General features: G+C 62.3%; 17 protein-coding genes. 10 read left to right on the top strand and 7 right to left on the bottom strand.

Translation table 11 applies throughout. The features are described from left to right. Positions 1–45: 45 nt before the first annotated feature. The 3 genes from mihF to DMP11_RS02925 all read left to right on the top strand — a co-directional run bounded on the left by mihF (position 46) and on the right by DMP11_RS02925 (position 3,358). On the top strand, positions 46–357 hold the full coding sequence (mihF, locus tag DMP11_RS02935) for an integration host factor, actinobacterial type (RefSeq protein ID WP_123185001.1): 312 nt from the start codon (positions 46–48) through the stop codon (positions 355–357). Between the two features lie 249 nt (positions 358–606). Further along, on the top strand, positions 607–1,752 hold the full coding sequence (locus DMP11_RS02930) for a serine/threonine protein kinase (RefSeq protein WP_123185000.1): 1,146 nt from the start codon (positions 607–609) through the stop codon (positions 1,750–1,752). Positions 1,753–2,002: 250 nt separating this feature from the next. Next, positions 2,003–3,358: an MFS transporter gene (locus tag DMP11_RS02925; protein ID WP_123184999.1), complete on the top strand. Its 1,356-nt coding sequence runs from the start codon at positions 2,003–2,005 to the stop codon at positions 3,356–3,358. Positions 3,359–3,441: 83 nt separating this feature from the next. Here DMP11_RS02925 and DMP11_RS02920 read toward each other — a convergent pair whose 3' ends face one another. Both DMP11_RS02920 and DMP11_RS02915 read right to left on the bottom strand, forming a co-directional pair. Further along, complete coding sequence (locus DMP11_RS02920) at positions 3,442–3,846, bottom strand: type II toxin-antitoxin system VapC family toxin (protein ID WP_123184998.1); 405 nt, start codon at positions 3,844–3,846, stop codon at positions 3,442–3,444. Further along, positions 3,843–4,136 (bottom strand): hypothetical protein, encoded by a 294-nt coding sequence (locus DMP11_RS02915; RefSeq protein WP_123184997.1) that lies wholly within the window; start codon positions 4,134–4,136, stop codon positions 3,843–3,845. Before DMP11_RS02915 ends, DMP11_RS02920 begins: the two co-directional genes overlap by 4 nt. A 191-nt stretch (positions 4,137–4,327) precedes the next feature. Here DMP11_RS02915 and DMP11_RS02910 point away from each other — a divergent pair, with 191 nt between their 5' ends. Continuing rightward, entirely contained in the window at positions 4,328–5,173 is an 846-nt protein-coding gene (locus DMP11_RS02910; protein ID WP_257431728.1) for a deoxyribonuclease IV, read from the top strand. An 88-nt stretch (positions 5,174–5,261) separates the two neighbouring features. Here the strand turns inward: DMP11_RS02910 and DMP11_RS02905 are convergent, their stop codons facing one another. Both DMP11_RS02905 and DMP11_RS02900 read right to left on the bottom strand, forming a co-directional pair. Continuing rightward, complete coding sequence (locus tag DMP11_RS02905; protein ID WP_123184995.1) at positions 5,262–5,921, bottom strand: 4Fe-4S dicluster domain-containing protein; 660 nt, start codon at positions 5,919–5,921, stop codon at positions 5,262–5,264. Positions 5,922–5,924: 3 nt separating this feature from the next. Then, complete coding sequence (locus DMP11_RS02900; protein WP_123184994.1) at positions 5,925–8,819, bottom strand: molybdopterin-containing oxidoreductase family protein; 2,895 nt, start codon at positions 8,817–8,819, stop codon at positions 5,925–5,927. A 226-nt stretch (positions 8,820–9,045) separates the two neighbouring features. Between DMP11_RS02900 and DMP11_RS02895 the strand changes: the two genes are divergently transcribed. Further along, entirely contained in the window at positions 9,046–10,566 is a 1,521-nt protein-coding gene (locus DMP11_RS02895; protein ID WP_123184993.1) for a LuxR C-terminal-related transcriptional regulator, read from the top strand. 120 nt (positions 10,567–10,686) lie between these two features. On the opposite strand, the gene DMP11_RS02890 is transcribed toward DMP11_RS02895, so the two are convergent. Beyond that, a complete protein-coding gene (locus DMP11_RS02890) occupies positions 10,687–11,346 on the bottom strand; it encodes a 4Fe-4S dicluster domain-containing protein (RefSeq protein ID WP_123184992.1) in 660 nt (219 codons plus the stop codon). A gap of 9 nt (positions 11,347–11,355) precedes the next feature. Beyond that, complete coding sequence (locus DMP11_RS02885; RefSeq protein ID WP_214647091.1) at positions 11,356–14,262, bottom strand: molybdopterin-containing oxidoreductase family protein; 2,907 nt, start codon at positions 14,260–14,262, stop codon at positions 11,356–11,358. 343 nt (positions 14,263–14,605) lie between these two features. On the opposite strand from DMP11_RS02885, the gene DMP11_RS10580 reads away from it, so the two are divergent. Beyond that, positions 14,606–16,486 carry a helix-turn-helix transcriptional regulator gene (locus DMP11_RS10580; protein WP_268935267.1) on the top strand — a complete coding sequence of 627 codons (1,881 nt, stop codon included), beginning with the start codon at positions 14,606–14,608 and terminating at the stop codon, positions 16,484–16,486. Between the two features lie 164 nt (positions 16,487–16,650). Beyond that, positions 16,651–16,965, top strand: coding sequence for a hypothetical protein (locus tag DMP11_RS02875; protein WP_123184991.1), 315 nt, complete (start codon positions 16,651–16,653; stop codon positions 16,963–16,965). Positions 16,966–16,971: 6 nt separating this feature from the next. Here the strand turns inward: DMP11_RS02875 and DMP11_RS02870 are convergent, their stop codons facing one another. Continuing rightward, on the bottom strand, positions 16,972–18,483 hold the full coding sequence (locus DMP11_RS02870; protein WP_123184990.1) for an APC family permease: 1,512 nt from the start codon (positions 18,481–18,483) through the stop codon (positions 16,972–16,974). Between the two features lie 270 nt (positions 18,484–18,753). Here DMP11_RS02870 and DMP11_RS02865 point away from each other — a divergent pair, with 270 nt between their 5' ends. The 3 genes from DMP11_RS02865 (at position 18,754) to DMP11_RS02855 (ending at position 25,164) form a co-directional block, all read left to right on the top strand. Next, complete coding sequence (locus DMP11_RS02865) at positions 18,754–21,483, top strand: YhgE/Pip domain-containing protein (RefSeq protein WP_183621504.1); 2,730 nt, start codon at positions 18,754–18,756, stop codon at positions 21,481–21,483. After that, positions 21,476–23,662 carry a YhgE/Pip domain-containing protein gene (locus tag DMP11_RS02860; RefSeq protein ID WP_123185057.1) on the top strand — a complete coding sequence of 729 codons (2,187 nt, stop codon included), beginning with the start codon at positions 21,476–21,478 and terminating at the stop codon, positions 23,660–23,662. Before DMP11_RS02865 ends, DMP11_RS02860 begins: the two co-directional genes overlap by 8 nt. 317 nt (positions 23,663–23,979) lie before the next feature. Further along, positions 23,980–25,164, top strand: a complete 1,185-nt coding sequence (locus DMP11_RS02855) for a pyridoxal phosphate-dependent aminotransferase (RefSeq protein WP_123184989.1) — start codon at positions 23,980–23,982, stop codon at positions 25,162–25,164. Positions 25,165–25,343: the final 179 nt, after the last annotated feature.

Raw genomic sequence — 25,343 nt, 5'->3', positions numbered from 1 at the left:
TGCGGTCGTTAACGATAGCCTGGAATTCAAGAGAAAGAGAAAGCAATGCCAGCACCTACTATGACCCCCGAACAGCGCGCCGCCGCCCTGGAGAAGGCCCGCATTGTCCGCGCCAAGCGCTCCGAGCTTACCTCCAAGCTCTCCATGAAGATGATTACGCCCGCCGAGGCGCTGGATCAGGTGAGCGACCCGGTGGTTGGCCGCATGAAGGTGAAGTCGTTCGTGGGCTCCCTGCCTGGCTACGGTAAGGTGAAGACCGAGAACCTGATGGAGAGCCTGGGCATTCCGGCCGACCGTCGCCTGCAGGGCCTGGGTGCCAAGCAGATGGCCGCTCTGAAAGAGGCCCTGTCCGAGTAACTTCGGCTGCTTTTGTTTGCGAAACCCCGTCGCTTGCGGCGGGGTTTTTGTATTCCGGGACGAAGGAAAAAACCCGGCCAAAACCAGCGCTGGTAACCAAGTGGCAACGTATTTGTCCTATAATACCCGCGGGCTATGCCGAAGGCGCCGGGCGCGCCAACGGGCACAAGCCCTGTTCTTCGGTGTTTGGGGCGCATAGGTCGACGCCCTGAAAATATGGCAGCCTCTACTGCCGGGAAAGGAGCACACATGACCAAGATCGTAAGCTCATGGAACGACTGGGATCCGCTGAAGCGCGTTATCGTGGGGCGCTGTGACAACTCCGTCATTCCGCCGGAGGAGCCCGCAACCTCCGAGAAGGTGCCGGTTGACTCCGAGATGCGCGGCATGTGGGGCCTCCGCCCACTGGAAACGGTGGAGCGCGGCAACGAGTGCCTTGAGAACCTGGTCAAGATTCTGGAAGACCGCGGCGTCATCGTAGACCGTCCCACCCCGCTGCAGTGGAACCAGGCTATCGGCACGCCGGACTTCCGCAACGATTCCATGATGACCTGCATGCCCCCGCGCGACATCCTGCTCACCGTGGGCAACGAGATCATGGCCGCCGCCAACTCCTTCCGCTGCCGCTACTTCGAGTACCTGGCCTACTGGCCGCTGATGGAGCAGTACTTCGAGGAGGACCCGGAGTTCAAGTGGACCCAGGCCCCGCGTCCGCGCCTGACCGACAAGTCCTACAAGCACAATTACTACGATGAGAAGATCACCCTGGAGGAGCGCCTGGTGCGCACCGCCAACAAAGACTTCGTGACCACCGAGGTGGAGCCCATGTGGGATGCTGCCGACGTGATGCGCATGGGTAAGGACCTGTTCATCCAGCACGGTCTCACCACCAACCGCGCTGCCATGGACTGGTTCCAGCGCTATTACCCCGACTTCCGCGTGCATGCGGTGAACTTCCCCGGCGACCCGTACCCCATCCACATCGACGCCACCTTCGTGCCGCTGCGTCCGGGCCTGATCATCAACAACCCCCATCGCCCGCTGCCCGAAGAACAGCGCGCCATCTTCGAGGCTAACGACTGGCAGATCGTGGAAGCCGCCCAGCCGGCCCACACCGAGCCGCCGGCCTTGTGCTACAGCAGCGTGTGGCTGTCCATGAACTGCCTGGTGCTGGACCCGAAGACCGTTATCGTGGAGGCCTCCGAGGTGTACCAGCAAGAGCAGATGGACAAGCTGGGCATGAACGTTATCCCCTGCGACCTGCGCGATGCCTATCCCTTCGGCGGCGGCCTGCACTGCTCCACCGCCGACGTGTACCGCGAGGGCGACTGCCTGGACTACTTCCCCAACCGCGTGCCCGATCCCACTCTGGTGCGCCCGGAGATGTGGCAGTAACCTGCTGGCTGCATAAGGCGTTTTTTTCGGAAGGCCTGCCCCTTGGGGCGGGCCTTTCTGGTTTCTGACACGTAAATTATCAGGCGATTTTCCCAATCTCTGCAGGGTTGAGGGCTGGCAGCGGACGCCGGTACAGTAAAATTGTGCCACCTGGTTATATATAAGAGAGGAAGGACTGCCATGATCAGGGAACTGCTCCGACGCCGGTTCATTTTGATGGACAAGGCCGCAAACGATCTGGGGGATTACCATGAAATCTAATGAAATAAGTGAAGAGTGCGCAACTGCTTTCGAGGCGTGCAGCGAGGAAGAACAGCACGCCGTTTTGCGCAAAGTAACCTTTTCCTCGTTCTTGGGGAACTTTATCGAGTGGTTCGATTATGCCAGCTACTCGTATTTGGCCACCGTCATCGCCATCGTGTTCTTCCCCAGCGATGACCCCGCTGTAGGCGTTATGAGCGCTTTCGGCGTTTTCGCCCTTTCTTTCCTGGTTCGCCCCATCGGCGCTATTTTCTGGGGAAACATGGGAGACAAGAAAGGCCGCAAATGGGCGCTCTCGGTTTCCATTTTGCTGATGAGCGGGGCCACGTTCCTAATCGGCTGCCTGCCCGGTTACGCGATGCTGGGCGTGGGCGCGCCGCTTCTGCTTTTGCTCCTGCGCATGGTGCAGTCCTTCTCGGCCGCGGGCGAGTACGCCGGCGCGGCTACCTTTATTGCGGAATACGCCCCGCATAACCATCGCGGCTTTTATTGCTCCATGGTGCCCGCCTCCACCGCCACGGGTCTTCTGGTGGGTTCGCTGCTGGCAACGTTCATGTTCTCCGTTTGGGGCGCCGATTCCGCCTTTGTGGTGGACTGGGGCTGGCGCATTCCCTTCTGGCTGGCGCTGCCGCTGGGCTACATCACCCACTTCATCCGCACGCACTTGGAGGATTCGCCGGTGTACGAGCAGATGCAGAACCGCCTGAAGGCGGCGGGCCAAGAGGTGGAGCACCCCATCCGCACGCTGTTCAAGAAGCACTTCCGCGTGCTGATCATCTCCTTTGGCGCCTGCGTGCTGAATGCGGTGGGCTTCTATGCGGTGCTTACCTACCTGCCCAACTACCTGGAAACCACCCTGCATTACGATCCGGCTTCCGCCTCCACCATCACCACCATCGTGCTGGTGGTCTACATCGGGTTCATTTTCCTGTCCGGCCGCATTTCCGACCATTTCGGCCGCAAGAAGATGCTCATCGGCGCTTGCGTCGGATTCATCGTGTTCACGGTGCCGGCCTTTATTCTGCTGGGCTCCATGAACTTCTGGGTGATTCTGCTGGTGGAGCTGGTGATGTGCCTGCTGCTCACCATCAACGACGGCACCCTGGCCAGCTACCTCACCGAAACGTTCCCCACCGATGTGCGCTATTCCGGTTTCGCTCTCAGCTTTAATTTGGCGAACGCCATTTTCGGCGGCTCGGCGTCGTTCATCTCGTTCTGGTTGATTGATATCACCGGCAACGACATCGCCCCCGCCTGGTACATGGTGGTTATCGCGGTGGTGGCCCTGGTGGCCATGGTATTCACCCACGACCACTCCGGCAAGAAGCTGGACGACGTGAAGTAACGCTTCGCAGTTCAAGCGAACAAAAAGCAGCCTGGTGTCGCAAGGATGCCGGGCTGCTTCGTTTTCAGGGGAGGGGCTTTGGCTTAATCCAGCGGGCAAGCGTAGCTTACGCCGTTGTGCAGACAGAGATCCACCAGCTTCATGTCGAGGGTGAAGAGCGCGCCGGCTGTGCGGCGGGCCAACACGAAGTAAGAGACGTTGTAGACGGAGTGGTCCAGCCGGATGCTCTCGTGCAGCGCTTCTGGCTGAAGGTCGGCAAGGGGCACGATTTGGTCCGGGAGACTTACGGCGTTCTGGTAATAAATCACCGCTTCGTGGTGGTCGATCTCTCCCTTGCGAACAAGCTTGCGCAGCACGCTGCTCACTTCCGCAAGCGCCAAATCGCACGTGATTACTTTTTCGTCTTTGTGCATAAGGGCTTGAAAACTCTTGCCATCCTCGGTGTTGCGCAGTATTTCGATGATGGCCGAGCAGTCGAGAACGATCATCGGGCCTCCTCTTCGCGGATTTGCCGAATCAGTTCGACGGTGCTCGGGCAGTTCTCGCTTACGGGGATGGGCCGCATCTGACGAATCCTCTCAAATACCCTTTCGCGCCTCTCGCCGTAGTTGATGGGTTCGCTGGTTACGGCTGGTGGGGTGGGTACGTCGCGCATGCCCAGGTACCGCTCGATAATAGTGAGGGTTTGCTGGGATATGCTGCGGTTTTCCCGGTCGGCGCACTGGCGCAGCGCCTCGTAGACGGGGGCGGGACAATCTTTAACCTGCAAGGCCGGCATAATGTCTCCTTTCATCCTGATGCTGCTATTGTAGCATGAAAAATGGATGAATTTCGGATGCGATTAAACTGTTGTCGGAAAAGCTGCGCCCCGCAATTCTCGCCAGGAGCTGCTAGACTTGGTGGAACGGGAGTCGTGCCGCTAGGCGCTCCGAAGCAGGTTCAATGGGCTGTGGCCGGAAAGAGGGAAACGTGGGCGAGGAACAACTGACCATCGGTTGCCATTTGTCGTGTTCGAAGGGCTATGCTCAGATGGCGCGGGACGCTGCCTCCATCGGGGCCAACACCTTCCAGTTTTTCACCCGCAATCCCCGCGGCGGCAAGGCGAAACCCATCGACCCGGCCGATGTGGCCCTGTACCACCAGCTGGCGGCCGAGGCGGGCATCAAGCGCATTCTCGCCCATGCCCCCTACACCTTGAACCTTGCGGCGGCGGTGCCGGACACGCGGCAGTTCGCCATCGATACCATGGCCGATGACCTGCTGCGCATGGAGGCCACGCCGGGGCAGCTGTACAACTTCCATCCCGGCTCCCACGTGAAGCAGGGGGCCGAAGAAGGGGTGCGCCTCATCGTGGAGGGGCTGAACCGGGTGCTGGCGCCGCAACAAACCACCACCGTGCTGCTGGAAACCATGGCCGGCAAGGGGTCGGAAGTGGGGCGCAGCTTTGAGGAGCTGGCGGCAATCATCGACGGCGTGGAGCTGCCCGACCACCTGGGCGTGTGCCTGGACACCTGTCACATTTGGGAGGGCGGCTACGATGTGGTGGAGCAGCTGGACGAGGTGTTGGAGCAGTTCGACCGCATTGTGGGGCTGGACCGTCTGCGTGCCGTGCACCTCAACGATTCCAAGAACGGCATCGGCGCGGCGAAGGACCGCCACGAGCGCATTGGCGAAGGGGCCATCGGTTTCGAGGCGCTCTCTGCCATCACGCGCCACCCGGCCTTGCGCCACTTGCCCTTCGAGCTGGAAACCCCCAACGACACCCTGGAAGGCTACGCCGCCGAAATAGCCGCCCTGCGGGCCGCCTGGAAGTAGGGCGCCCGCCGTGGCGATGTACGAGATGTGAAAAAAGGGCGAAGCCGGGTGGCTTCGCCCTTTTTGGTATCGCGGGTTTAAGCAGCGCTTAGCCCTGCCATGCCCGGTCGCGCAGGATGTAGACGAAGGAGGGGCCATTGCCGGTGCCGGGCAGGCGGTGCACCTCGTCGTCGGAGAAGGCCGGCAGGTTCTCGCCCAGTGTGGTGCGGGTGGCCTGCATCTTTTCGTAGCTGGGGTCACCTTCGGTGACGTCCACTACCCAGGGGGCCTCAAAGCTTTCAATGCCCTGCTCCAAATCGCCAAAGAAGCGGGCGCGGCCGCCGCACTGGGCCACGCACTGGGGCAGTTCCCCTTGAGCGATGCGCTGCTGGCACAGGGTGCACTTCTCCACCACCTTTTCTTCTTCGTTCAGGTAGCGCACGCCATAGGGGCAGGCCATGACGCAGAACTGACAGCCGATGCACTTGCTCTTGTCGATTTGCACGGTGCCGTCTTCCATCTTATGGCTGGCTTCGGTGGGGCACACATTCACGCATTCCGGGTTCTCGCAATGCTGGCATTGCACGGTGAGGAAGTACATTTCCACATCGGGCCAGACGGCGCCTTCGGTTTTGGGGTTGGGACCGATGCGCAGCGTTTTGTTCCAGAAGTTGCCCACGGGCACGTTGTTCACGGCTTTGCAGGCCACGGTGCAGGCGAGGCATCCAACGCAACGGTTGAGATCGGTGGCAATAGCGTACTGGGTCATGGTTTACGCCTCCTCGTGAAGCTCGTAGTTGGGCACCCATTCCTTCAGCCGGGGGTCGGAGGCGTCGCAGATGATGGGGTTGCCGTTATGGTCGCAGGGTACGGGGTTGCCAAACGGGCTGTTCTCGGCGGTGGCCTTGTAGATCTTCACCGGGTAGGCGCGCAGGTAGCTGGTGCCGGAAATGCGGTCTTGGAAGCCCTTGCCGGTGGTGACCAGGCAGTTGCAGCCGCACAGGTCGAAGCCCTTGTCCGCTTGATCCAGCTCGGGGAACCACCACTGGTGCTCCAGGTTGATGACGCCTTTGTCGATGCCGTGGTACAGATCGGCGGTTTGGCGAATCTTGCCGTTGTCGTTCTCAATCCACACCCAGTCGCCTTGCTCGATGCCCAGCTCTTCGGCATCGGCGGGGTTGATTTCCACACGCGGCGCCGGCCACAGTTCGCGGCACCAGGGCAGCTGGCGATGCTCGCTGTGGAAGTACACCGGGATGCGGCGACCACTGGTGGCGATGAAGGGGTACTTCTCGCACATCTCCGGGTTGGAAGTGGGGGACAGGGGCGGTTCCTGGTAAGTGGCCAGCAGGTCTTCCTCGTCTTCGGGCATGAAAGTTTCAACCAGGGTGGACCACAGCTCCATCTTGCGAGTGGGGGTGCCGAAGCCGGGTTTGCCGAACTCTTCCAGGGCGTTCTTGTTTCCGAAGGCCTTCAGCGGCATCATGCCGGTTTCGTAGCGGCGGTAGGTGCCCCAAGTGTCTGGTGCCACTACCTTCGCGTCCCACCAGCCGTTCTTCTGGAATTCCTCGCAGTATTCCTTCCAGGTGGTGGGCTCGCCCTGGCGCCCTTCGTTCAGCATGATGTCCAGGTTTTCCTCGTAGGTGGGCCAGGGATTGTCATCCGGGCCCCATTGCACGCCCATCTCCTTGTAGATGCGGGTGGCAATTTCAACGTCGTGCAGGGTGTCGGCCGGCGGCTCGATGGCCCGCACGGTGGCGCCTTGGCCGCCCGAAGGCCCTTGGGACATGCGGGGGCAGTTGGTTTCCAGCCAGTGCTGAGCGGGCAGCAGGATGTCGCTCATGCCGGCGGTGGGGGTTTTCCACAGGTCTTCGCACACGAAGAAATCTACCTGAGGGAACGCACGCCACTTTTGCAGCGAGTTGGACATGCACATGAAGTCGCCCGTGGAGCACCAGCCGAATTTGAGGGGGTAGGGCTCGCCGGTTTCGACCGCCTTCCAGATGGAGGCGTCGTCGGCCCAGCCTTGCCACCAGCCCAGCAGCGGATAGTCGTCGATGCCCACCATCTTATTGAACTGTTCAGCGGAAATATTGGGGATGCCGGGGGCTACGGCGCCCAGGCCCGCCTTGAAGATGAACTGGCCCTGCGTGCCGCCGCGATGGCCGCCGGGCACGTCCCAGTTGCCGGTAAGGCCGATGTAGGCGTCCAGGGCGCGCACGGTGGCGATGGCGTTGCAGCTGTGTTCGATGGCCAGCTGGTACTGGATGCCGCCGTTGCCGTAGCCGGTGGAGGGGTCGATGCGGGTTGCGTGGGTCTTGGCCGCTTGCTCAATCAGCTCGGCTTTCACGCCGGTGATCTCGGATACCTTTTCGGGAGTGTAGGCGGACACGCGCTCGACGAAGTATTCCCACACCGGCCGCACGGTGGAAGTGCGCCCGTCTTTCAGGGTTACCGTGAATTCGCCGAAGAGAGCGGGGTCGATGTTGGGGTCGAATCCAGTGGGGTCGGGCACCCAGCCTTGGGAAACGCCCGGCACCAGATGCTCCTGCATACCGGCATGGCCGGCGGTGGGCGGTGCCCAGGTTTCCCCTTCCCAAAGGCCGGAGTCGGCATCGAAGTAGGTGAGGGCGCCGGCAAGGTTGTCCCAAACCATGAAGCGGCTGGGGCTTCCCCCTTCAACTAGGTCGGACTCTTTCAGCAGGCGGGTTTTCATGTCGAACTTGCCAGAGGTGAAGCGGAAGGTCTCATAGCCGGTGGGGTCGATGTCCGGGCATACCAGGAAGGGGCCGTTGGTCCATTTCTTGGCGAACAAGTCGTCGTAGAGGTCGTTCTCGATCAGCACGTTCAGCCAGCCCATGGCCATGGCGCCGTCGGTGCCGGGCCGCAGGTTCAGCCAGGCATCGGCCTCTTTGCCCAAGTTGGTCATGCGGGGGTCCACCACGATGTGGGTGTCGGCCTTCTCTGCCACGTCTACCACGGTGCGGCAGGAGTCGTCGTAATTGGACAGCTCCGGACCGGTGCCCCAAGAGGTGTACACCTTCGGCCGCGCCACGGTTTCCATCCAAGAAGCCTGCATCATAGACTGCATGGCGGTGGCGAAGAAGCGCGGCCCCTTGCACACCTGCCAGGGGATGGCCATGTTGGGCGAGCCGGTGAGCTGCCCCAGCGCGCCGTAGGCGAACATGCCCCAGATGCGCGAGGTGCCCGACATGCCGAAGACGGTTTCGCCGCCGTAGCGGTCCATGCACTCCTGCAGTTTCTGGGCAATGGTGGCCATGGCTTCGTCCCAGCTGATGCGCACCCAGCCGGGATCGTCCTGGCCACGGGGGTTGGTGCGCTTCATGGGGTGGTACAGCCGATCGGGATGGTAGGCGGCCTGCAGCGATGCCTGGCCCTTGCCGCAATGATTGCCCATCGACTGGAAGGCGCTCTCGTCGCCTTCGGTGCGGATGGCACGGCCGTTTTCCACAATCACCCATACGCCGCATTCCATCTTTCCGCAGCCGCGGCAGCACGACCGTATGCGTTTGATGCCGCTGGTGTCTTGGGTGGTTTGGGGCTGCGCCTGGGCCAGCCCCGGGGTTTGCACTGCAAGAGCAGTCGCGGCAGTTGTGGCGGCGGCCACCTTCATAAAGCTGCGGCGCGACAGGGTCAATTTGCTCATGCATCCTCCTCTCGTCTGTGCGGATGAGCAAAACATATGCCGCCAGCGAAGGCCGAAAACCAAGCATTATGCCCGATTGTTCCAAATCGTGCGAAAGACACGATGGTCTTGACATGGGAAAACGCGGTCTATATAAACTGGAAGGGCAATAGCCGCTCTTTTCCGTTACATTATGAGATGGGGGCGCGGCGGGCAGGTCCAGACGCCACAGAGGAACGAGGAGGTTATGACGGCTGGGTTCAAAGGGAGCGCCGAGGCGCTGCAACGCTGGCGGGCAATGCGGCAGCTTCTGTCGTTGCCGGTGGTGTCCATCGGCGTGGCGTTCGGGTGCGCGCTGGTGTGGGTGCTCATGGTGTTCCAAAGCTTGGGGATATTCCACAACTTTGCCAATGGCGAGGCCATTATGGACGCCGTTTACCTCATTTCCATCGTTTCCACGACTGCAACGTTAGCGCTTATCGCCGCGTTCCATCGGCAGGTGCGCGGCATCTTGGGTACGAATCCCATGCGGATAATAATCCCGGCTTCCTTGGCTGCCAGCACGTTCCTCATGTACGCCACGGGGGTTCCGGGCACACTGGGGGTGGTGGCCATCGGTGCCTCCGGAGTGCTTTCTGGCGTTTCGTCAGCGTTCTTTCTCATGTACTTTGGGGTCACCCTCAGTCTTTTGCCGTTGCGGGAGAGCATTGTGGCCATCGCCACGGGGTATGGGCTTTCCACGGTGGCCTTTTCGCTGTACCTGTTCTTCTCTCCGTTCGAGGCCACGGTGTGCGCCGCCACTACGGCTCCGTTGGGGGCGGTGTTTCTATATTACGGAGTACACACCTTGGGGCTTCAGAAGCAGCAAGAGCACGATCCGCTGCCGCCGCAGCAAATGCCGGAGAACCCCGATGAGCGGCGACTGTTGCGGCGGCTCACTGCGGCGTTTTCGCTGTCCATGCTGGTAGTGGGCGTGGCTTACGAACTGTCCCGCACCCTGTACGTGCGAATGGGCGCGTTTGCCGCCGGGGAGGTGGGCGATTACGCGCTGGTGCAGGTTGTTGTGACAACGGTGGTGTCGCTGGGTTCCATGGGCTTGGCTTTGGCCCTGGCGTCCGCCAAAAGTTCCTGGGGGCCTCAGGTGTGCTATCGCCTCACGGTGCTCTTCTTGCTGGTGGGGGTGTTTCTGCTGCCGGCCCCGCTCATCTTCCCGGGCTTATCCACCTTCCTGCCCCTGGCGGTGAACAACGCCTCGTTTTTGTGCCTGAACATGATGATGTGGGTGCTGCTCACCGGTACCTGCCGGCGGTTCTTCACCAGTTGCCTGCGCACATTTGCCACGGTGCGCTGTGCCTGGGCGGCGGGGCCCCTGTGCGGCATGCTGGTGGGGCGCTGGCTTTTGGCGGAGGGGCAGCTGACGGTTCCCACCCTGTTTGCTGCGGCCCTTATCTGTGCCGTTTTGTTGCTGCTGATGGAAAGCTTCATGTTCACCGAACGCACCTTAGGAGAGACGCTGGAACTCATGCCCCGCTCTCAACAGGGGCATTTCCAGGAGAGCTGCCGTCGCGTGGCCCAGCGCTATGGGCTCACCGACCGGGAACGCGAAGTGATGGTGCTATTTGCGAAGGGGCGTACACTGCCCTACATCCAAAAAGAGCTGTACCTATCGAAGAGCACGGTTTCCACCCATCGTCAGCACATTTACCAGAAGCTGGGAGTGCACACTTCGCAGGAAATGATCGATCTCATCCAGAGGGAGCGCGTCTGACAGGCGCTGCGATGCAATAGAACGCCCCGGCTGCCGGGAGGGGTCTGGCAGCCGGGGCGGTGCGGGGGTGGCGGGCGAGACGATTAGACCCGCCCGCTTCCGATGCGGGTTAAGGGGCCCTTAGCCCTGCCACACCCGGTCGCGCAGGATGTAGACGCAACTGGGCTTGTTGCCCACGTCGGGCAGGGTGTACACCTGGCTTTGGTCGAAGGGCTTCACCGCTTCGCCTAAGGTGGCGCGACTTTGCACGGTGCCACTGTAGCTCTTGTCGCCTGTCGAGACATCAACGGGGGCCGGGCCCACGAAGCTCTCGATGCCCTGCTCCAAATCGCCTACGAAGCGTGCGCGGCCGCCGCACTGGGCCACGCACTGGGGCAGTTCCCCTTGGGCCAGCTTCTGCTCGCACATAGTGCACTTCTCCACCACCTTTTCGTCTTCGTTCAGGTAGCGAACCCCATAGGGGCAGGCCATGGCGCAGAACTGGCAGCCGATGCACTTCTCCTTGTCCACCTGCACCGTGCCGTCGGCCAGCTTGTGGCTGGCCTCGGTGGGGCACACCTGCACGCAGGCGGGGTTCTCGCAGTGCTGGCAGGTTACCGGCAGGAAGTACATTTCCACATCGGGGAAGGTGGCGCCGGCCGCCTTGGGGTTGGGGCCGATGCGCAGAATCTTGTTCCAGTAGTTGCCCACGGGCACATTGTTCACCACTTTGCAGGCCACGCTGCAGGCGAGGCAGCCCACGCACTGGTTGAGGTCAGTGGCGATAGCGTATTGAGTCATCTTTACCTCCTAGTATCCGCGATGGGCCTCAGTGCCCTGGCCGCCCGGCAACCAGGCCTTCAGGCGCGGGTCGTCTGGGGTGGAAATCATGGGCGTGCCGTCCACGTCGCAGGGGATGGGATTGCCAAACGGGCTGTTCTCGGGGGTGGCCTTGTACACCTTCACCTGGTATGCACGGGCATAAGACGAGCCGCACAGCGGGTCGCGCAAGTCTTTGTTCACCAGGCAGTTGATGGATACCAGGTCGAAGCCCTTGGTGGCGCCGTTGAATTCCGGCAGCCACCACTGGTGCTCGCAGTTGATGGTGCCGGGGCGAATGCCGTGGTAGAGGTCCACCACCTGGCGAATTTTGCCTCGCGGGCTTTCGATCCATACCCAGTCGCCCTGATCGACGCCCAGTTCCTCGGCGTCTGCCGGGTTGATTTCCACGCGCGGTACCGGCCATTGCTCGCGGCACCAGGGCAACTGGCGATGCTCACTGTGGAAGTACACGGGAATACGGCGGCCGGTGGTCATGATCAGCGGGTATTCCTTGGCCAGTTCGGGCTGGGAAATAGGGCTCTCCGGCGGCTCGTTGTACATGGGCAGCGTGTGGGCCCCGTCTGGGTGATAGCTCTCAATCCAGGTGGACCAGATTTCCTGTTTGCGAGTGGGGGTTTGCAGGCCGGGTACGAAGACGCCGCGGCCGCCGGCGCAGTGGCCGGTCTCGTAACGGCGGTAGGTGCCCCAATCTTCCGGGTACTCCTTCTTGCAGTCGCGGAAGCCTTTCTCCTGGAATTCCTTCTTCCACTCTTCCCAGGTCAAGCCCATGGGGGCAGCGGCGGCGTCTAGCTCGTAGATGGAGTCGGGCCAGGGATTCTCGGGGTCGGCGCTCCAAGGCTTGTTCATGGCCTTGCACAGCTGGATGATGATGTCCACGTCGAACCAGCTTTCGGCATAGGGCTCCACGCACTTGCAGTGGCTGCCTTCCATGCCGCCGGAACCTTGCGAACGGCGCGGACAGTCCACTTCCAGCCAATGGCGCGCCGGCACCAGGATGTCGGCCAGCTGGGAGGTGGGGGTGTGCCACAGGTCGATGTCCAACAAGAAGTCCAGCTTTTTCAGGCCTTCCCAGCCCCAAAGAGCGTTGGACATGTTCATGACGTCGCCGGACTGGCAGTAGCCGCCATAAAGCGGGTACGGAGAGCCTTCGTTGTTGCAGGCATCCCAGACGGCGGTGGAGTCGGCCCAAATCTTGTGGTGCTTCAGCAGAGGAATATCCTCTACGCCCAGCACACTGTCCCACAATTCTGGGGCGCCCATGCCCAGGCCGGATCCCATCATGGCAAATTCTTCGCCGAAGGTGGCGGAAGTGGCGCCGCGGTTGCCGCCGGGGGTGTCGAAGTTGTTGGTGATACCCACAATGAGGTCGCAGATACGGGAGTTCTGCACCGAGTTGCAGGCATGCTCTACTGCCAGCATGTACTGGATGCCACCGTTGCCGTAGCCGGTGGTGGGATCGATGGGGGTGGCGTAGGTGGTAGCGGCCTCGATGATGTCGGCAGCGGGAACGGAAGTGATTTCTTCCACCTTTTCCGGCGTGAAGTCTGCCAAGTAGTCGTTGAACACTTGCCAGACGGTGGGGCAGGTGGAGGTGCGGCCGTCTTTCAGGGTCACTTCCACTTCACCCCAAATTTGCGGATCGATTTCCGGGTTGAAGGGAGACATGTCCGGTACGAAACCTTGGGTCATGCCGGGAATGAGGTTTTCCTGAGCGGCCTCTTTGCCGGTGATTTCCCAGGGAGTCTCGCCTTCCCAGTAGCCGGTCTCGGCGTCGAAGTAGGTGAACTTGTTGCCCAGCTGGTCGAACACGATGAATTTCTTGGGGCTGCCGCCTTCGGTCACGTCGGACTCTTTCAGCAGGCGGGTCTTGATTTCCTCGCTGCCGCCCATGCCGCCCTGCTTCCAGCCGGAAGGCTCGATGTCGTAGCACACCAAGAAGGGAGCGTTGGTCCAGCGCTTGACCCACAAGTCGTTGTACAAATCGTTGTTGATGATCACGTTCAGCCAGCCCAGGCCGATGGCGCCGTCGGTGCCGGGGCGCAGCGGATTCCAGATGTCGGCCTCCTTGCCCATGTTGGTCATGCGCGGGTCCACCAGGATGTGGTGATCGGCCTTGGTGGCGGCATCCACCGTGGTGCGGCAGGAGTCGTCGTAGTTGGACAGCTCGGAAGCACCGCCCCACTGCACATACACCTTCGGACGGTCGACGGTAGCCATCCAGCTGTAGGCGCGAGCAGACACCATACCGGTGGCCACGTGGCGCGGGCCCTTGCAAATCTGGTAGGCCTGGTGGGTGTTGGCGGTGTTCAGGATAGCCTGAGCGGCCAGTGCCGAGGACATGCAGTAAATGCGGGAAGTGCCGCACATGGAGAACATGGAGTTGGGGCCGCGCTGAGCTTCGATTTCCAAGAACTTCTCACCAGCGGTTTTCAGTGCTTCGTCCCAGCTGATGCGCACCCAACCGGGATCGTCGTCGCCTTTGGGGTTGGTGCGTTTCAGCGGATAGGCCAAGCGGTCGGGGTGGTAGCAGGCCTGCAGCGACGCCTGGCTCTTCGAGCAGCTGTTGCCCGAAGAGGCGAACGAGCTTTCGTCGCCTTCGATTTTCACGGCGCGGCCATTTTCCACAGTCACCCACACGCCGCATTCCATCTTGCCGCAGCCACGGCACATGGTGCGGATGCGCTGCACCCCTGCTTCCGGAAGCGAGCCGGAATTGTGGTCTTCCGCCAGTGCTTGGGGCACGAAGGCGGCGCTTGCGGCGGTGGCAGCGGCGGTGGCAGCGGCCAACTTCACGAAGCTGCGGCGCGATATGTCCAGCTTGTGGGCCAGCCCTCCCGTTGCGGTTGCCTGCATGCTTTCGCTTGAATTAAGCATACTTTCCTCCTCTTCTCAAAGGTTTCCCCCGCTTTGCCGATGTGCTTCCCTCAAACACTTGCCGAAGGGGGGCGCCTCCCAACCATGGGGATCGCCTGCAGCTTTCGACATAAGCGGCTCAAGCGCTTTTCATGGTGCGGTTTCTCGGGAGAGGGCGACACCCACTCAGGATGGGAACTTACGGTGGTAGCGCATGGGGAGAGCCGCCGGAGCAGGGGAAGGGGCCTACTACCCAGAGTGGTATCTTTGGGGGAGGGGGCGGTTTGGGGGCCGCGGTGCGGTGACGAGCCGGCCGGCTGCTTTATAATGAGCAGCCAGCACAGAATTCTAAGGGGGCGAAGGATTGGCTGAGCGGAAGGACGGTTCGCTGCCGCGCGTTGCTGCCGAGGGGGCCGCGAGGGAGGACGTGTGCGCCGGGCAAGCGTTTGCGGCTCGCGCCGCGGGCGCGCCGCGGGCGCGCCGCACTGGCCGACGCTTCAACTTGATGCCGGGCATTCCGGTCGCGACGGTTGGCTTCGCCTGCACCCTTTTGGCCATGGAGGGCTTCCGGCTCTCCTCAGTGTTTCGGGTGGGCGACTTGCTCTCGTCTACCAGCCTCATCGGCGCGGTGGTGTCTCTCGTTGTTTTGACTCTGGTGGCATTGGCCTACAAGCGCCTGAAGGGGGCGTTGCGGCTGCCGGTGGCGTTTATCGTGGTGGCCGGCGCGGTTTATTCGCTGCTTTTGGTGATGAGCATGGGCCAGAGCGAAGTGGGAGCTCCGGCATGGCTGGAAATAGTATGCCGCTGTGCGCTGGATATCCTGCCGGTATTGTTCATGTACTTTTGGATGGTGGAGCTGTTCGCCTTCGGCGCGGCGGCGGTGTGCAACGTATGCGGCTTCAGCTTGCTGGTACTGGCGCTGCTCAACTGCTTGACGGCGTTTTTAAAGCCGGATGCCGCCATGATGCTGGTGGCGGTGATGCCGGTTATCTCGGCGGGCTTGCTGGCCTTTTTTCGCGAAAACGCCCGGGCGCGGTGCCTGTACCCCACCGACACCACCTCTGCCCAGGCCAATGGCAACCGCTTTGCCGAAGAGGGCATTCCCTACGACAATCAGGTAACGGGCGTGGCCTTTCCCGACTACTCGCTTATCGTGCCGCCCGATCGCGAACGCGGGGGCCGCCTGTTCTTCCTGATCACCCTCATGATTTCCATGGTGTGCTTCGCGGTGCTGTTCGGCCAGGTGCACAGCTTGTGGGTGCTGCTGCAAGACAATGGCACCATGTCGCTTTTGGTGCAGATGGGCGCCGCCACGGGCACGGCGGTGGCCGGGGTGGCGGCGCTGGTGTTCGTCCGTTATTTGTGGAACCGCCGTTGCCTTGAGCTGCTGAAGCTGCTGCTTTTGGGCACCGTGCTCATTTCCCTGTGGCTCTCTTCGTTTTCCGAGGGCCTGTGGGTATTCAGCTACCTGGTGTTTCTGAATATCACTCAGAAGCTGGTCATGGTGCTCATCATGCTGTCGCCGTATTTGGTGATGGAGAAAAGCCGGTATCTGTGGCCCTGGTGGCTCACGTGCTTGTCATTCGAGGTGGGCAAGGGACTCAGTCAGTGTTTTATCGGCAATCCTGAGGGTGGCCTGTTCATGGTGGGGGCGGTGCTGCCCTTGGGGGTTTTGTTCGTGTGCACGGCGGCCACTGCGTTTCTGGGGGATAGCCGCCATGGGGCCGCCCCGGGCGAGCCGGCGGAAGCGGTGCGGGGCGGTGGCGCACGCGGTGGCAGTGGGCCGGAGGGCGCTGGGGCCGGGGGCAAAGGTGCCGGAGCTGAGGCCGGGAGCTACGGGGTCGATGCCGCTGGGGTCACGGGCGAGGATTTCGGGTCTGAGAATGCTGGGACAGAAGGGGTCGGAGCCGAAGGCCGCAGGGCCGACACCGGCGCGCTAGACGCTGCCGGAGCTGAGGCCGGTGAGTTGGGTGTTCCTGTGGCCAATGTTGTCGCAGCGCCGGAGCATGCCCGCATGAACCGGTTGCGCACCGCCTGTAATCGAGTGGCGGCAGAGTACGGCCTTACGGCGCGCGAGTCGGAAATCCTGTTGCCGCTGGCCCGTGGCCGCACGGCCGCCACTATCGCCGAAACGCTGGTGATAACTCCCTCAACGGCTAAAACTCACCTTCGCAATATTTATGCCAAGCTAGATGTGCACACCCAGCAAGAACTGATTAACCTGGTGGAAGCCTGGATAGACTAGCAGCGCCTTTGTCGGTGTCGGGCTCGTGGGCCCGCGCCCGGCTGTGTCATCGCCCCGCCCGCGCTGTCCGTGTCGCGGTTGCGCCCGCCCCGCGCCCGCCTGCGCTTGCGCCATTTTTGCCATATCCTCGTTTTTTTGACGACTGTTGTCAGAGATCCGAGGATATGGCAAAAAATCAAGGGGAAAAATGCCACATCCTCTCGTTTTCTGCAGAATCCGGCACCAAATACGAGGATATGGCAAAAACAGGGGTCCGGAATTGCCACATCCTCAAAAACGTGACACTGGCTGTCACAAAAACGAGGATGTGGCAATTCCGGGAGCATGCCAGGCGGGCTTGGGGGCTAAGTTCCAATTTCGTGTACAAGCTGTACACGAAATTGAATATCGGGGGCGCATCAACCCGGCGGAAGGCCGGGTTGGCTGATGGCGTGAAAAGCCCAGAGATTGAGGTGCGTGCCCCTTGTAAGGGCGAATAAGCGGCTCTACAGCACCATGGGCACGAGGTACATGAGGGCCACGATGGTAACGGCGGAGGCCACCACTACCTTCCAGATGAGGTATTCGCGGTCCATCTTCCGCTGCTCGTCAGCGCTGGGCACCTCATCGGCGCCGGGCAGCGCTTCTGCGGCCGACTGCGGCGCCGGCTTTCCGTAGCGGTTTTGGCAGACGCAGAAAATCACCAGTCCCAGTGCGCACCACAGGGCGCCCGCCACCAGGGCCTCTGTGCCCAGCTGGCTCATCATCACCATGTAGATGACGATAGAAACCGGTACGCCCACCGCCACGGCCGGCACTTTGAAGGGGCGCCTCAGCTGCGGCATGCGGCGGCGCAGCCCCCAAGCGGCCGCGATGCCGATGATGTAGTAGAACAAGTCGGCAAACAGCGAAAGCGACGCGATGAAGTCCAGCGTTGAGGTGGCCACCAGCAGAATGGACAGCGCTCCCAGCGCAATAATGGCTACGTAGGGGGTGCGGTACTTGGGGTGCACCTTCGCAAACACCCGCGGCATGGCTCCGTCACGAGCCATGGTGAACAGGTAGCGGGGCGGCACGGCGATGGAGGCGTTCAGCGTGGAGAAGTCGCCGCCGAAAGCCACCCCCAGCGCCAGCAGCAAAAGAGGCAGCCCCAGGATGCCCGCCGACATCATGGCCTCGGCGTAGGGGGCGCTGGCATCGGCCAGGGTGGGAATGGCGTCAACGGGGGTGATGCCTACCAGGAACCATTGGAAGGCCCCGTTCACGGCAAAGATGATGAAGGGGGAGAGTTTCAGGGCGCGAGGGATGTTGATAGATGGAAAGCGAATCTCCTCGCCCATGCCGCAGCAGGTTTCAAAGCCGGCGAAGCACCACCAGATCATGGCCACGGCGGCGATGAAGCCGAAGCTGTCCATGGAGCCCAGGAATCCCGGCGCCGTGACGAACACCGGCAGGTTGACGTTGGGAATCATGGTGAAGAACCAGATGAGGGCCACGCCCCAGAAGAAGAACATGAAGCCATTTTGCAGGCGCCCGGTGGTCTTCACGCCGCTCACGTTGGTGACGATGAAGATGAGAAGCGCAATGCAGGCCAGTGCCACATCGGGGATGGGCAGGGTGACGCCCATGGCCAGGAACACCGTTTTGAAGTAGTAGGCGAACGCCAGCGCTTCGCCGCCGGTTACCGCCACCAGCGAGATGATGAAGTTCCAGCCGGCCAGCATTCCCAAGGGGCGCCCCAGCCCCAGGCCCGCGTACTGGTAGGTGCCGCCGGCGTAGGGGAGGGCCGCCCCCATTTCGGCGTAAAGCAGGGCCGGGTAGATGGAAACCAGCATGGCCACCAGGGTGGCCACGATGACCGAGGGCCCCATGAGCCCCACGATGTTGCCGCCGGTGGTGAATAGCCCCACGCCGATGACGGTGCCCACGGTGATGGTGATGGCTTCTCTCAGGCCGAATTGGCGCCGCAGGGAAGCGGGAGCGGCGGTGGGGGTGTTGTTGTCGAGGGGTGCGCTCATGGTGACTCCTTGGGTTGGCGCGGGCGGTGCTAGAAAGGCGCCGTCACTATAACGCTCTACTGCGATAAAGTAAAGGAGGAAGCCGCTACTGCGGGCGGGCGGCGCGCGGACGCCGCCGGGCCAGTAATGTCGGCTGCACAAATCCATATTTATTGGACAGTTGTTGACAAACTGCTGTCTTCAGTAAAACCCTCACCAAATTACTGCCATAATAGGGCCTTTAAAGAGCCGGGTACGAGGGCCAGCGGGCGAGAAAGGGTTTGGGCTTTTATGGGCAACGTTTTCCGAGTGCTGGGGCGCGACGTTATGCGCCTGGTGAAAACGCCCGCCGCTTTGGTGGTGGTGTTCGCCCTTCTGGTGCTGCCCTCCGCTTACACCTGGTACAACGTGGTGGCCTTCTGGAACCCTTACGAAAACACCGGCCACCTGAAGGTGTGCGTGGTGAACGAAGACGCCGGCGGCAGCAGCGAGCTTACGGGCGAGATGCACGTGGGCGACATGATTGTGGAGAAGCTGGAAGAGAACCACCAGCTAGATTGGGTGTTCACCAACTACGACGACGCCTACGCCCAGGTGGAACGCGGCGAGGCCTATGCCTTTTTCGTGATTCCCTCCGATTTCACCGAGCATCTGCTCACCCTCACCACCGGCCATTTCGAAGCGCCGCAGATCACCTATTACGTGAACGAGAAGGCGGGGCCGGTGGCCCTCAAAATAACCGACACCGGCGCCAGTACGCTGGACCGCACCATCAACTCCACCTTCGTCTCCACGGTAAGCGACGTGGCCACCGAGGCGCTGGACAGCTTCCTTTCGCAGTCGCAAACCCAAATCGAGGAATCGAAGGACGAGGCTTCCGGCAAGATGTCCGCTGTTCTCACATCGCTGGAGGAAACCCGATCTACGCTGGGGAAACTGACCGAGAGCGCCGACAAGGCCATGGGCAAAACCGCTGATGCGCGCGGCTCGCTGGAGGAGGCGCGCACCGAAGCCGGCGGGGCCGCCGAGGCGCTGGGGGCGGTGGCGTCGCTGACCGACCAGCTGCAGCAACAGGTGCAGCTGTTCTCCGGCAAGGCCATGCCGCTGGTCAGCCAGGCCATCACCAACGCGGGGAAGGCCTCCGCCGACACCAACGCCGCCATGGCAGCCGCTGCCGAGGCGCTGGGCAACGCCCGCGGCGCCATGGCCGAGGTGGCGTCGCGGGTGGACCAGATCAACCAGCAGAACAAGGCCCTGGTAGAAACGCTGCAGGGGCAACTGGACGGGTTGCCGGACAGCTCGCCGGCCAAGGAACCGTTGCGGCAGGCGGTGGAGCAGCTGCAACGGCAGGTGAGCGCCACTGACGATTTGCTGAAGGCCCTGCAGGTGGCCCAAGGGGACGCCAACGCCACCGCCGATGCCCTTTCCGTTGCGGTGGAGAAGCTGGACACCGCCGCCCAGGGGGCCACTGCCAGCGCGTCCGACCTGTCCACGGGCCTGTTCGGCACCACCTTGCCCCAGCTCTCCGGCAACTTGGCCACTCTGTCGGGGGCCGCCGCCTCGCTTTCTTCCACGGTGATCAGCCAAACGTCGCTCATCGACCAAACCACGCTGCTGCTGGACCAGCTGGATTCCACGCTGGGCTCGTTCAAGGAGGCTATTCAGCAAACCGACGGCCTGCTGGGGGATTTGCAAACCACCCTCACCAGCGCCCGCGATGACGTTTCCGCCATCTTGAGCTCCAACATCTTGGTGAAGCTGTTCGGCGAAGACGGGGTGGACGCCGCCCAAATCGCCGACTTCATGGGCTCGCCCACCCAGCTGAAAACCGAGGAGCTGTATCCGCTGAACGCCTACGGCTCGGCCATGGCGCCGCTGTTTTTGAACCTCACCTTCTGGATTGGCGCCTTCATGCTGATGGTGGTGCTGAAGCAGGATGTGGACAGTGCCGGCATCAAAAACCTCACGCTGGGCCAGCGTTACCTGGGCCGATTCCTGCTGCTGGCCATCATGGTTACGCTGCAGGCGGTCATCTGCATCGCCGGCATTTTGGTGATAGGGGTGGAAACCGTTAGCGCGCCGGCGCTGTTCGTGGCCGCCGCGGTCACGGCGCTGGCGTACCTGTCTATCATTTACGCCCTGTCGGTTACCCTGCAGCACATCGGCAAGGGCATTTGCGTCATTTTGGTGTTCGCCCAAATCCCCGGCGGCACCGGCATTTACCCGGTGGAGATGACTTCCGCCTTCTTCCAGGCGGTTTACCCGTTTCTGCCCTTCACTTACGGCATCAACGCCATGCGCGAGGCCATCTGCGGCTTCTATGGCACCCAGTACCTGCAGATGCTGGGGATGCTGGTGCTGTTCTTCGCCCTGTTCATGGCGTTGGGCCTGCTGGTGCGCCCGTTTTTGGCCAATGTGAACCGCATGGTGGCACGTCAGGTGCGGGAAGGCGGCATCTTCAACGGCGAGAACGTCACCATCCCCGGCCGCCGGTACCGCATGTCGCAGCTGGTGCGGGCTTTGGCCGACAAGGAAGTGTACCGCGATGAGCTGCTGCAACGCATCCAACGCTTTAACCGCTGGTACCCCAAGCTCATCCGCGGCTCCATTGTGCTAGGGGTGGTGGTGCCGGTGGCGCTGGCGGTGGTTTTCGCCGTTTCGCCGCTGGAGAAAGTGGTGCTGCTCACGCTTTGGCTGGCCTGGGTGTGCATCGAGTTCGTGTTCTTGGTGGTGCTGGAAAGCCTGCGCTACAGCCTGGAACGGCAACTGCGGCTGGATTCCATGAGCGATGCCAGCATCATCGGCCTGTACGCCCATCGCAACCAGATGGAGCCGGTGGGCACCGCGCCGGCGGCCGGTGGCGCGGGGGTGGCGGTGCCGGTAGCGAACGGGGCCGTGAGCGTTGCTGCGTACGACGCGCCGGAAAGCGCGGAAGGCGCCGGGGCGCCAGATGGGGCCGAAGGCGCTGGGGCGCCGGACGGGGAAGGGGCCCGCGGGCCGGAAGGAGGCCGCCATGCGTAACATCTGGCGCATTTTCGTGGCCGACATGAAGCGGCTGTTCTCCAATACCGTGTGCATCATCATCACGCTGGGGCTCGTCCTCATCCCCTCGATTTTTTCGTGGTACAACGTGATTGCCTGCTGGAACGCCTTTGACAACACCGGCAACCTGATGGTGGCGGTGGCCAACTGCGATGAGGGCTACAAGAGCGATATCGTGCCCATCGACATGAACATTGGCGATAAGGTGGTGTCGGCGTTGCGGGCCAACGACCAGATACACTGGGTGTTCACTAGCGAGGAAGACGCGGTGGAGGGGGCGAAATCGGGCCATTACTATGCCGCTGTGGTAATCCCCGAAAGCTTCAGCCGCGACATGCTCACCTTCTATTCCGACAATATGAAGCACGCCCAGATTATCTATTACTCGAACGAGAAGAAGTCGGCGGTGGCGCCCAAGATCACCGACCAAGGGGCCGATACGGTGTCGTACCAGGTGAACGAGGTGTTTGCCGAAACCATGGCCGAGGTGGCGCTGGGGGTGGCCCAGTCCATTTCCCAATACGCCGATGAAAACGACGTGCAAGGCGACCTGGGGCGCATTTCGCAGCGGGTGCGCGAAGTGGGCAGCGGCCTTACCCGTACCAAAGAGGTGCTGGCCCTGTACAGCGGGCTGGTGGATAGCGCCCAAGGCATCGTTGCCGGCTCGGTGGACCTGCTCACCCATGCCCAAGGGGCCGTGGCCGAGGCGAAGGGGCCCATCGACAAGTCGGTGTCGTCGGCCTCCAACATGGTGGACGTGCTGAAGGGCGCCGCGGGCAATTTGTCCGGGGCCATGGAAAGCACGGCGAACGACATGGACGCGGTGGCGGCAGCTGCCGATGCTGCCTTCGATGCGGCGGTAAACGATGTGGACGCGGGCGGCGATGACCTGAAAACCCTCGCGGGGCATGTGGGAGACGCTTCTGCCCGCTACCGCGACTTGGCCACGCAGCTGGGCGGGTTCCGCGACCAGCTGCCGGAGGAGCAGCGCCCCGCCCTGGACGCCGCGGTGGCCGCCATGAACAACGCCGCCGACCAGATGGCCGCTGCAGGGGAGGGGCTTTCCTCCGCCGGTGACCAGCTGAAAACGGATGCCACCAACGTGAACGCTTCCCGCGACCAGGTGAAGGGGCAGATTGCCGACGCCAAAAGCTCGCTGGCCCAGGCGAAGGACGACTACGAGCAGAACATGAAGCCGCAGCTGCAAACGCTGGCCGATCAAACGGCCGCCGCGGTGGAACGGTTGCAAACGGAAGACGGCCGCTTGGCCGCTGCGGTGGACGAGCTGTCGGCTTCGGCCGATTCCGCCAAATCCACCATGGCCGATGCCGCCGAGAGCATCGAGGCCGCCTGCGCCAAGCTGGAAACCACCGCCGGCGAGCTGGCCCAGCTGGCCGACCAGGTGGACAGCGCCCTGGCTTCCGGTGACATGGAGCAGCTGCAGAAAATCCTGGGCGGTGATGCTAAAACCCTGGCCCAGGCACTGGCCGCTCCGGTTTCCATCGACCGCCAAGCCTTGTACCCGGTGGAGAACTTCGGTTCCGCCATGGCCCCCTTCTACACCACGTTGGGCCTGTTCATCGGCTCGCTTCTGTTGCTGGTAACCGTGAAGCCGGCCCTGTCGCGCAGCCAAGAGGAAGGGCTTACGAATCCCAAGCCGCGCCAGCTGTTCCTGGGGCGCTTCTGCACCGTGGCCATGCTGTCGCTGGCCCAAACGACGGTGATGGGGCTGGGCAACATCTTCTTCCTGGACGTGCAGCATGTGCATCCGCTGTTGCTGATGCTGGTGTTCTGGGGCGCGGGACTGGTGTTCACGGCCATCATCTATTCGCTGGTGGCCACCTTCGCTAACCTGGGCAAGGCCATCGCTGTGCTGCTGCTCATCGTGCAGGTTACCGGCTGCGGCGGCTCGTTCCCGCTGCAGATTCTGCCCGGCTTCGTGCAGGTGCTGAGCCCCTGGCTGCCGGCCACTCACGTGGTGAACGCCATGCGGGCCGCCATGATGGGCACCACCGGCATGGATTTCTGGTACTCGATGGGGATGCTGGCGCTGTTCCTGATTCCCGCCGCCATTCTGGGTCTGGTGCTGCGCCGCCCCCTTTCCAAGTTCATGCACTGGTACGTGGAGAAAGTAGAATCCTCCGGCCTCGTCGCCTAACCCCATGACAAGGGGACGGGGATAATGTCAGGTTTTCGGAGGGTGGGCCGACCCGACGGGCCTGCGCTCGACGCTCCGTACGAGGGGAACTAACTCGCGCTTGCGCGCGAGTTAGTTCCCCTCTACTCCGCTTGGCCGGACCTCGCTCCGACCCGTCGGGTCGGCCCAGCCACAATGCTAATCCAGGTCGAATTCGTAGGGCAGAGATTCTATCTCTGCCTAAATGTTCCTGGAGGTGAGGCCCGGCCACAGCGTGTCGAAGCGCGCGTTGTGCTAACCTGAAACGGTTTTCTGCAACCGGCCCCCGGGAGGCAACTATGATCAATGAGGCCATGTACGCGCTGGGCGACGAACCCAGTGCCATTCGCGAGCTGTTCGCTTACGGCCTGAAGCGCAAGGCGGAAATTGGCGACGATAAGGTGTTCGACTTCTCCATCGGCAACCCTAGCGTGCCGGCGCCGGCTGCGGTGAAAGAAGCAATTCTGGCTTTGATGGAGGAAGACCCGGTGACCCTGCACGGCTATTCGCCGGCAGCGGGCGATCCGCAGGTTAAGCAGGTAATTGCTGACGCCATCAGTCGCAAGTTCGGCGTAACGGCCACCCCCGGCCAGCTGTACCTCACTGCCGGTGCCGCCGCTGGTTTGGCCATCAGCATCGCCGCCCTCACCCATCCCGGTGACGAAGTGCTGGTGATAAGCCCTTACTTCCCCGAATATAAAACCTGGATTGAAGCGGCCGGCTGCACCATCGTGGAAGTGCCGGCGCAGGTGCCCAGCTTCCAAATAGACACGGAGGCGGTGGCCGCCGCTATCACCCCCAAAACCTCTGCCGTCATCGTGAACTCCCCCAACAACCCGGTGGGCGCGGTGTACACCCGCGAAAACCTTGAGGCGTTGGCGACTGTGCTGCGAGAGGCGGAAGAGCGGCTGGGCCGCCCCATCTACCTCATCAGCGACGAGCCCTACCGCGAAATCACCTACGGCGCCGAGGTGCCCTACGTGCCCGCCATCTACCCGCGCACGCTGGTGTGCTATTCCTACTCGAAGGCGCTGTCGCTGCCGGGCGAGCGCATCGGCTATATATATGTATCGGACGCCATGCCCGATGCCCGCGATGTGGCGGTGGCGGTGGCGGGCGCTGGCCGGGCGCTGGGTTACGTGTGCGCGCCGGTGCTTTTGCAGAAGGCCATCGCGCGGGTGGTGGACGTGCCTTCCGACGTGGCCGCCTATGCCGAAAACCGCCGCCTGCTCACCGAGGGGCTGGCGCAGCTCGGCTACGAGTTCGTGCAGCCGGACGGCGCTTTCTACCTGTGGGTGCGCGCGCTTGAGCCCGATGCCCAGGCGTTCTCCGAACGGGCCAAGGGCTTCGAGCTTTTGCTGGTGCCCTCCAACAGCTTTGGCTGCGAAGGCTGGGTGCGCATCAGCTACTGCGTTTCCGCCGACACCATCAAGGGTGCCATGCCTGCCTTCAAGGCTCTCAAGGAAAGCTACGAGCAGGAGTAGTATCGGCCGACCAACTCCGGCTGACTGGCCGACCGACTGGTCTGGCTGGCGAGTGCGCTTGGCGGTCGGCCAAGGCGCGGCGACTGTTCGTGCCAACCATTTTCAGCGAAGGAGCGCTTTCGTAACGACCGTTTGCCAGTGCCGGCGCGGCGCGGCGCGCTTTTTTAAGATAGTGCCGA

Source organism: Parvibacter caecicola (assembly GCF_003725335.1).
GTDB lineage: Bacteria > Actinomycetota > Coriobacteriia > Coriobacteriales > Eggerthellaceae > Parvibacter > Parvibacter caecicola.
This window is presented reverse-complemented; position numbering and strand designations above follow the sequence as displayed.

Coding starts and splice junctions, on each gene's coding strand:
- DMP11_RS02870 (WP_123184990.1), bottom strand. CDS start 18,483: ATGAGCGCACCCCTCGACAACAACACCCCCACCGCCGCTCCCGCTTCC.
- DMP11_RS02865 (WP_183621504.1), top strand. CDS start 18,754: ATGGGCAACGTTTTCCGAGTGCTGGGGCGCGACGTTATGCGCCTGGTG.
- DMP11_RS02895 (WP_123184993.1), top strand. CDS start 9,046: ATGACGGCTGGGTTCAAAGGGAGCGCCGAGGCGCTGCAACGCTGGCGG.
- DMP11_RS02930 (WP_123185000.1), top strand. CDS start 607: ATGACCAAGATCGTAAGCTCATGGAACGACTGGGATCCGCTGAAGCGC.
- DMP11_RS02925 (WP_123184999.1), top strand. CDS start 2,003: ATGAAATCTAATGAAATAAGTGAAGAGTGCGCAACTGCTTTCGAGGCG.
- DMP11_RS02920 (WP_123184998.1), bottom strand. CDS start 3,846: ATGATCGTTCTCGACTGCTCGGCCATCATCGAAATACTGCGCAACACC.
- DMP11_RS02900 (WP_123184994.1), bottom strand. CDS start 8,819: ATGAGCAAATTGACCCTGTCGCGCCGCAGCTTTATGAAGGTGGCCGCC.
- mihF (WP_123185001.1), top strand. CDS start 46: ATGCCAGCACCTACTATGACCCCCGAACAGCGCGCCGCCGCCCTGGAG.
- DMP11_RS02905 (WP_123184995.1), bottom strand. CDS start 5,921: ATGACCCAGTACGCTATTGCCACCGATCTCAACCGTTGCGTTGGATGC.
- DMP11_RS02885 (WP_214647091.1), bottom strand. CDS start 14,262: ATGCTTAATTCAAGCGAAAGCATGCAGGCAACCGCAACGGGAGGGCTG.
- DMP11_RS02855 (WP_123184989.1), top strand. CDS start 23,980: ATGATCAATGAGGCCATGTACGCGCTGGGCGACGAACCCAGTGCCATT.
- DMP11_RS02875 (WP_123184991.1), top strand. CDS start 16,651: ATGGCAAAAAATCAAGGGGAAAAATGCCACATCCTCTCGTTTTCTGCA.
- DMP11_RS02860 (WP_123185057.1), top strand. CDS start 21,476: ATGCGTAACATCTGGCGCATTTTCGTGGCCGACATGAAGCGGCTGTTC.
- DMP11_RS02915 (WP_123184997.1), bottom strand. CDS start 4,136: ATGCCGGCCTTGCAGGTTAAAGATTGTCCCGCCCCCGTCTACGAGGCG.
- DMP11_RS02890 (WP_123184992.1), bottom strand. CDS start 11,346: ATGACTCAATACGCTATCGCCACTGACCTCAACCAGTGCGTGGGCTGC.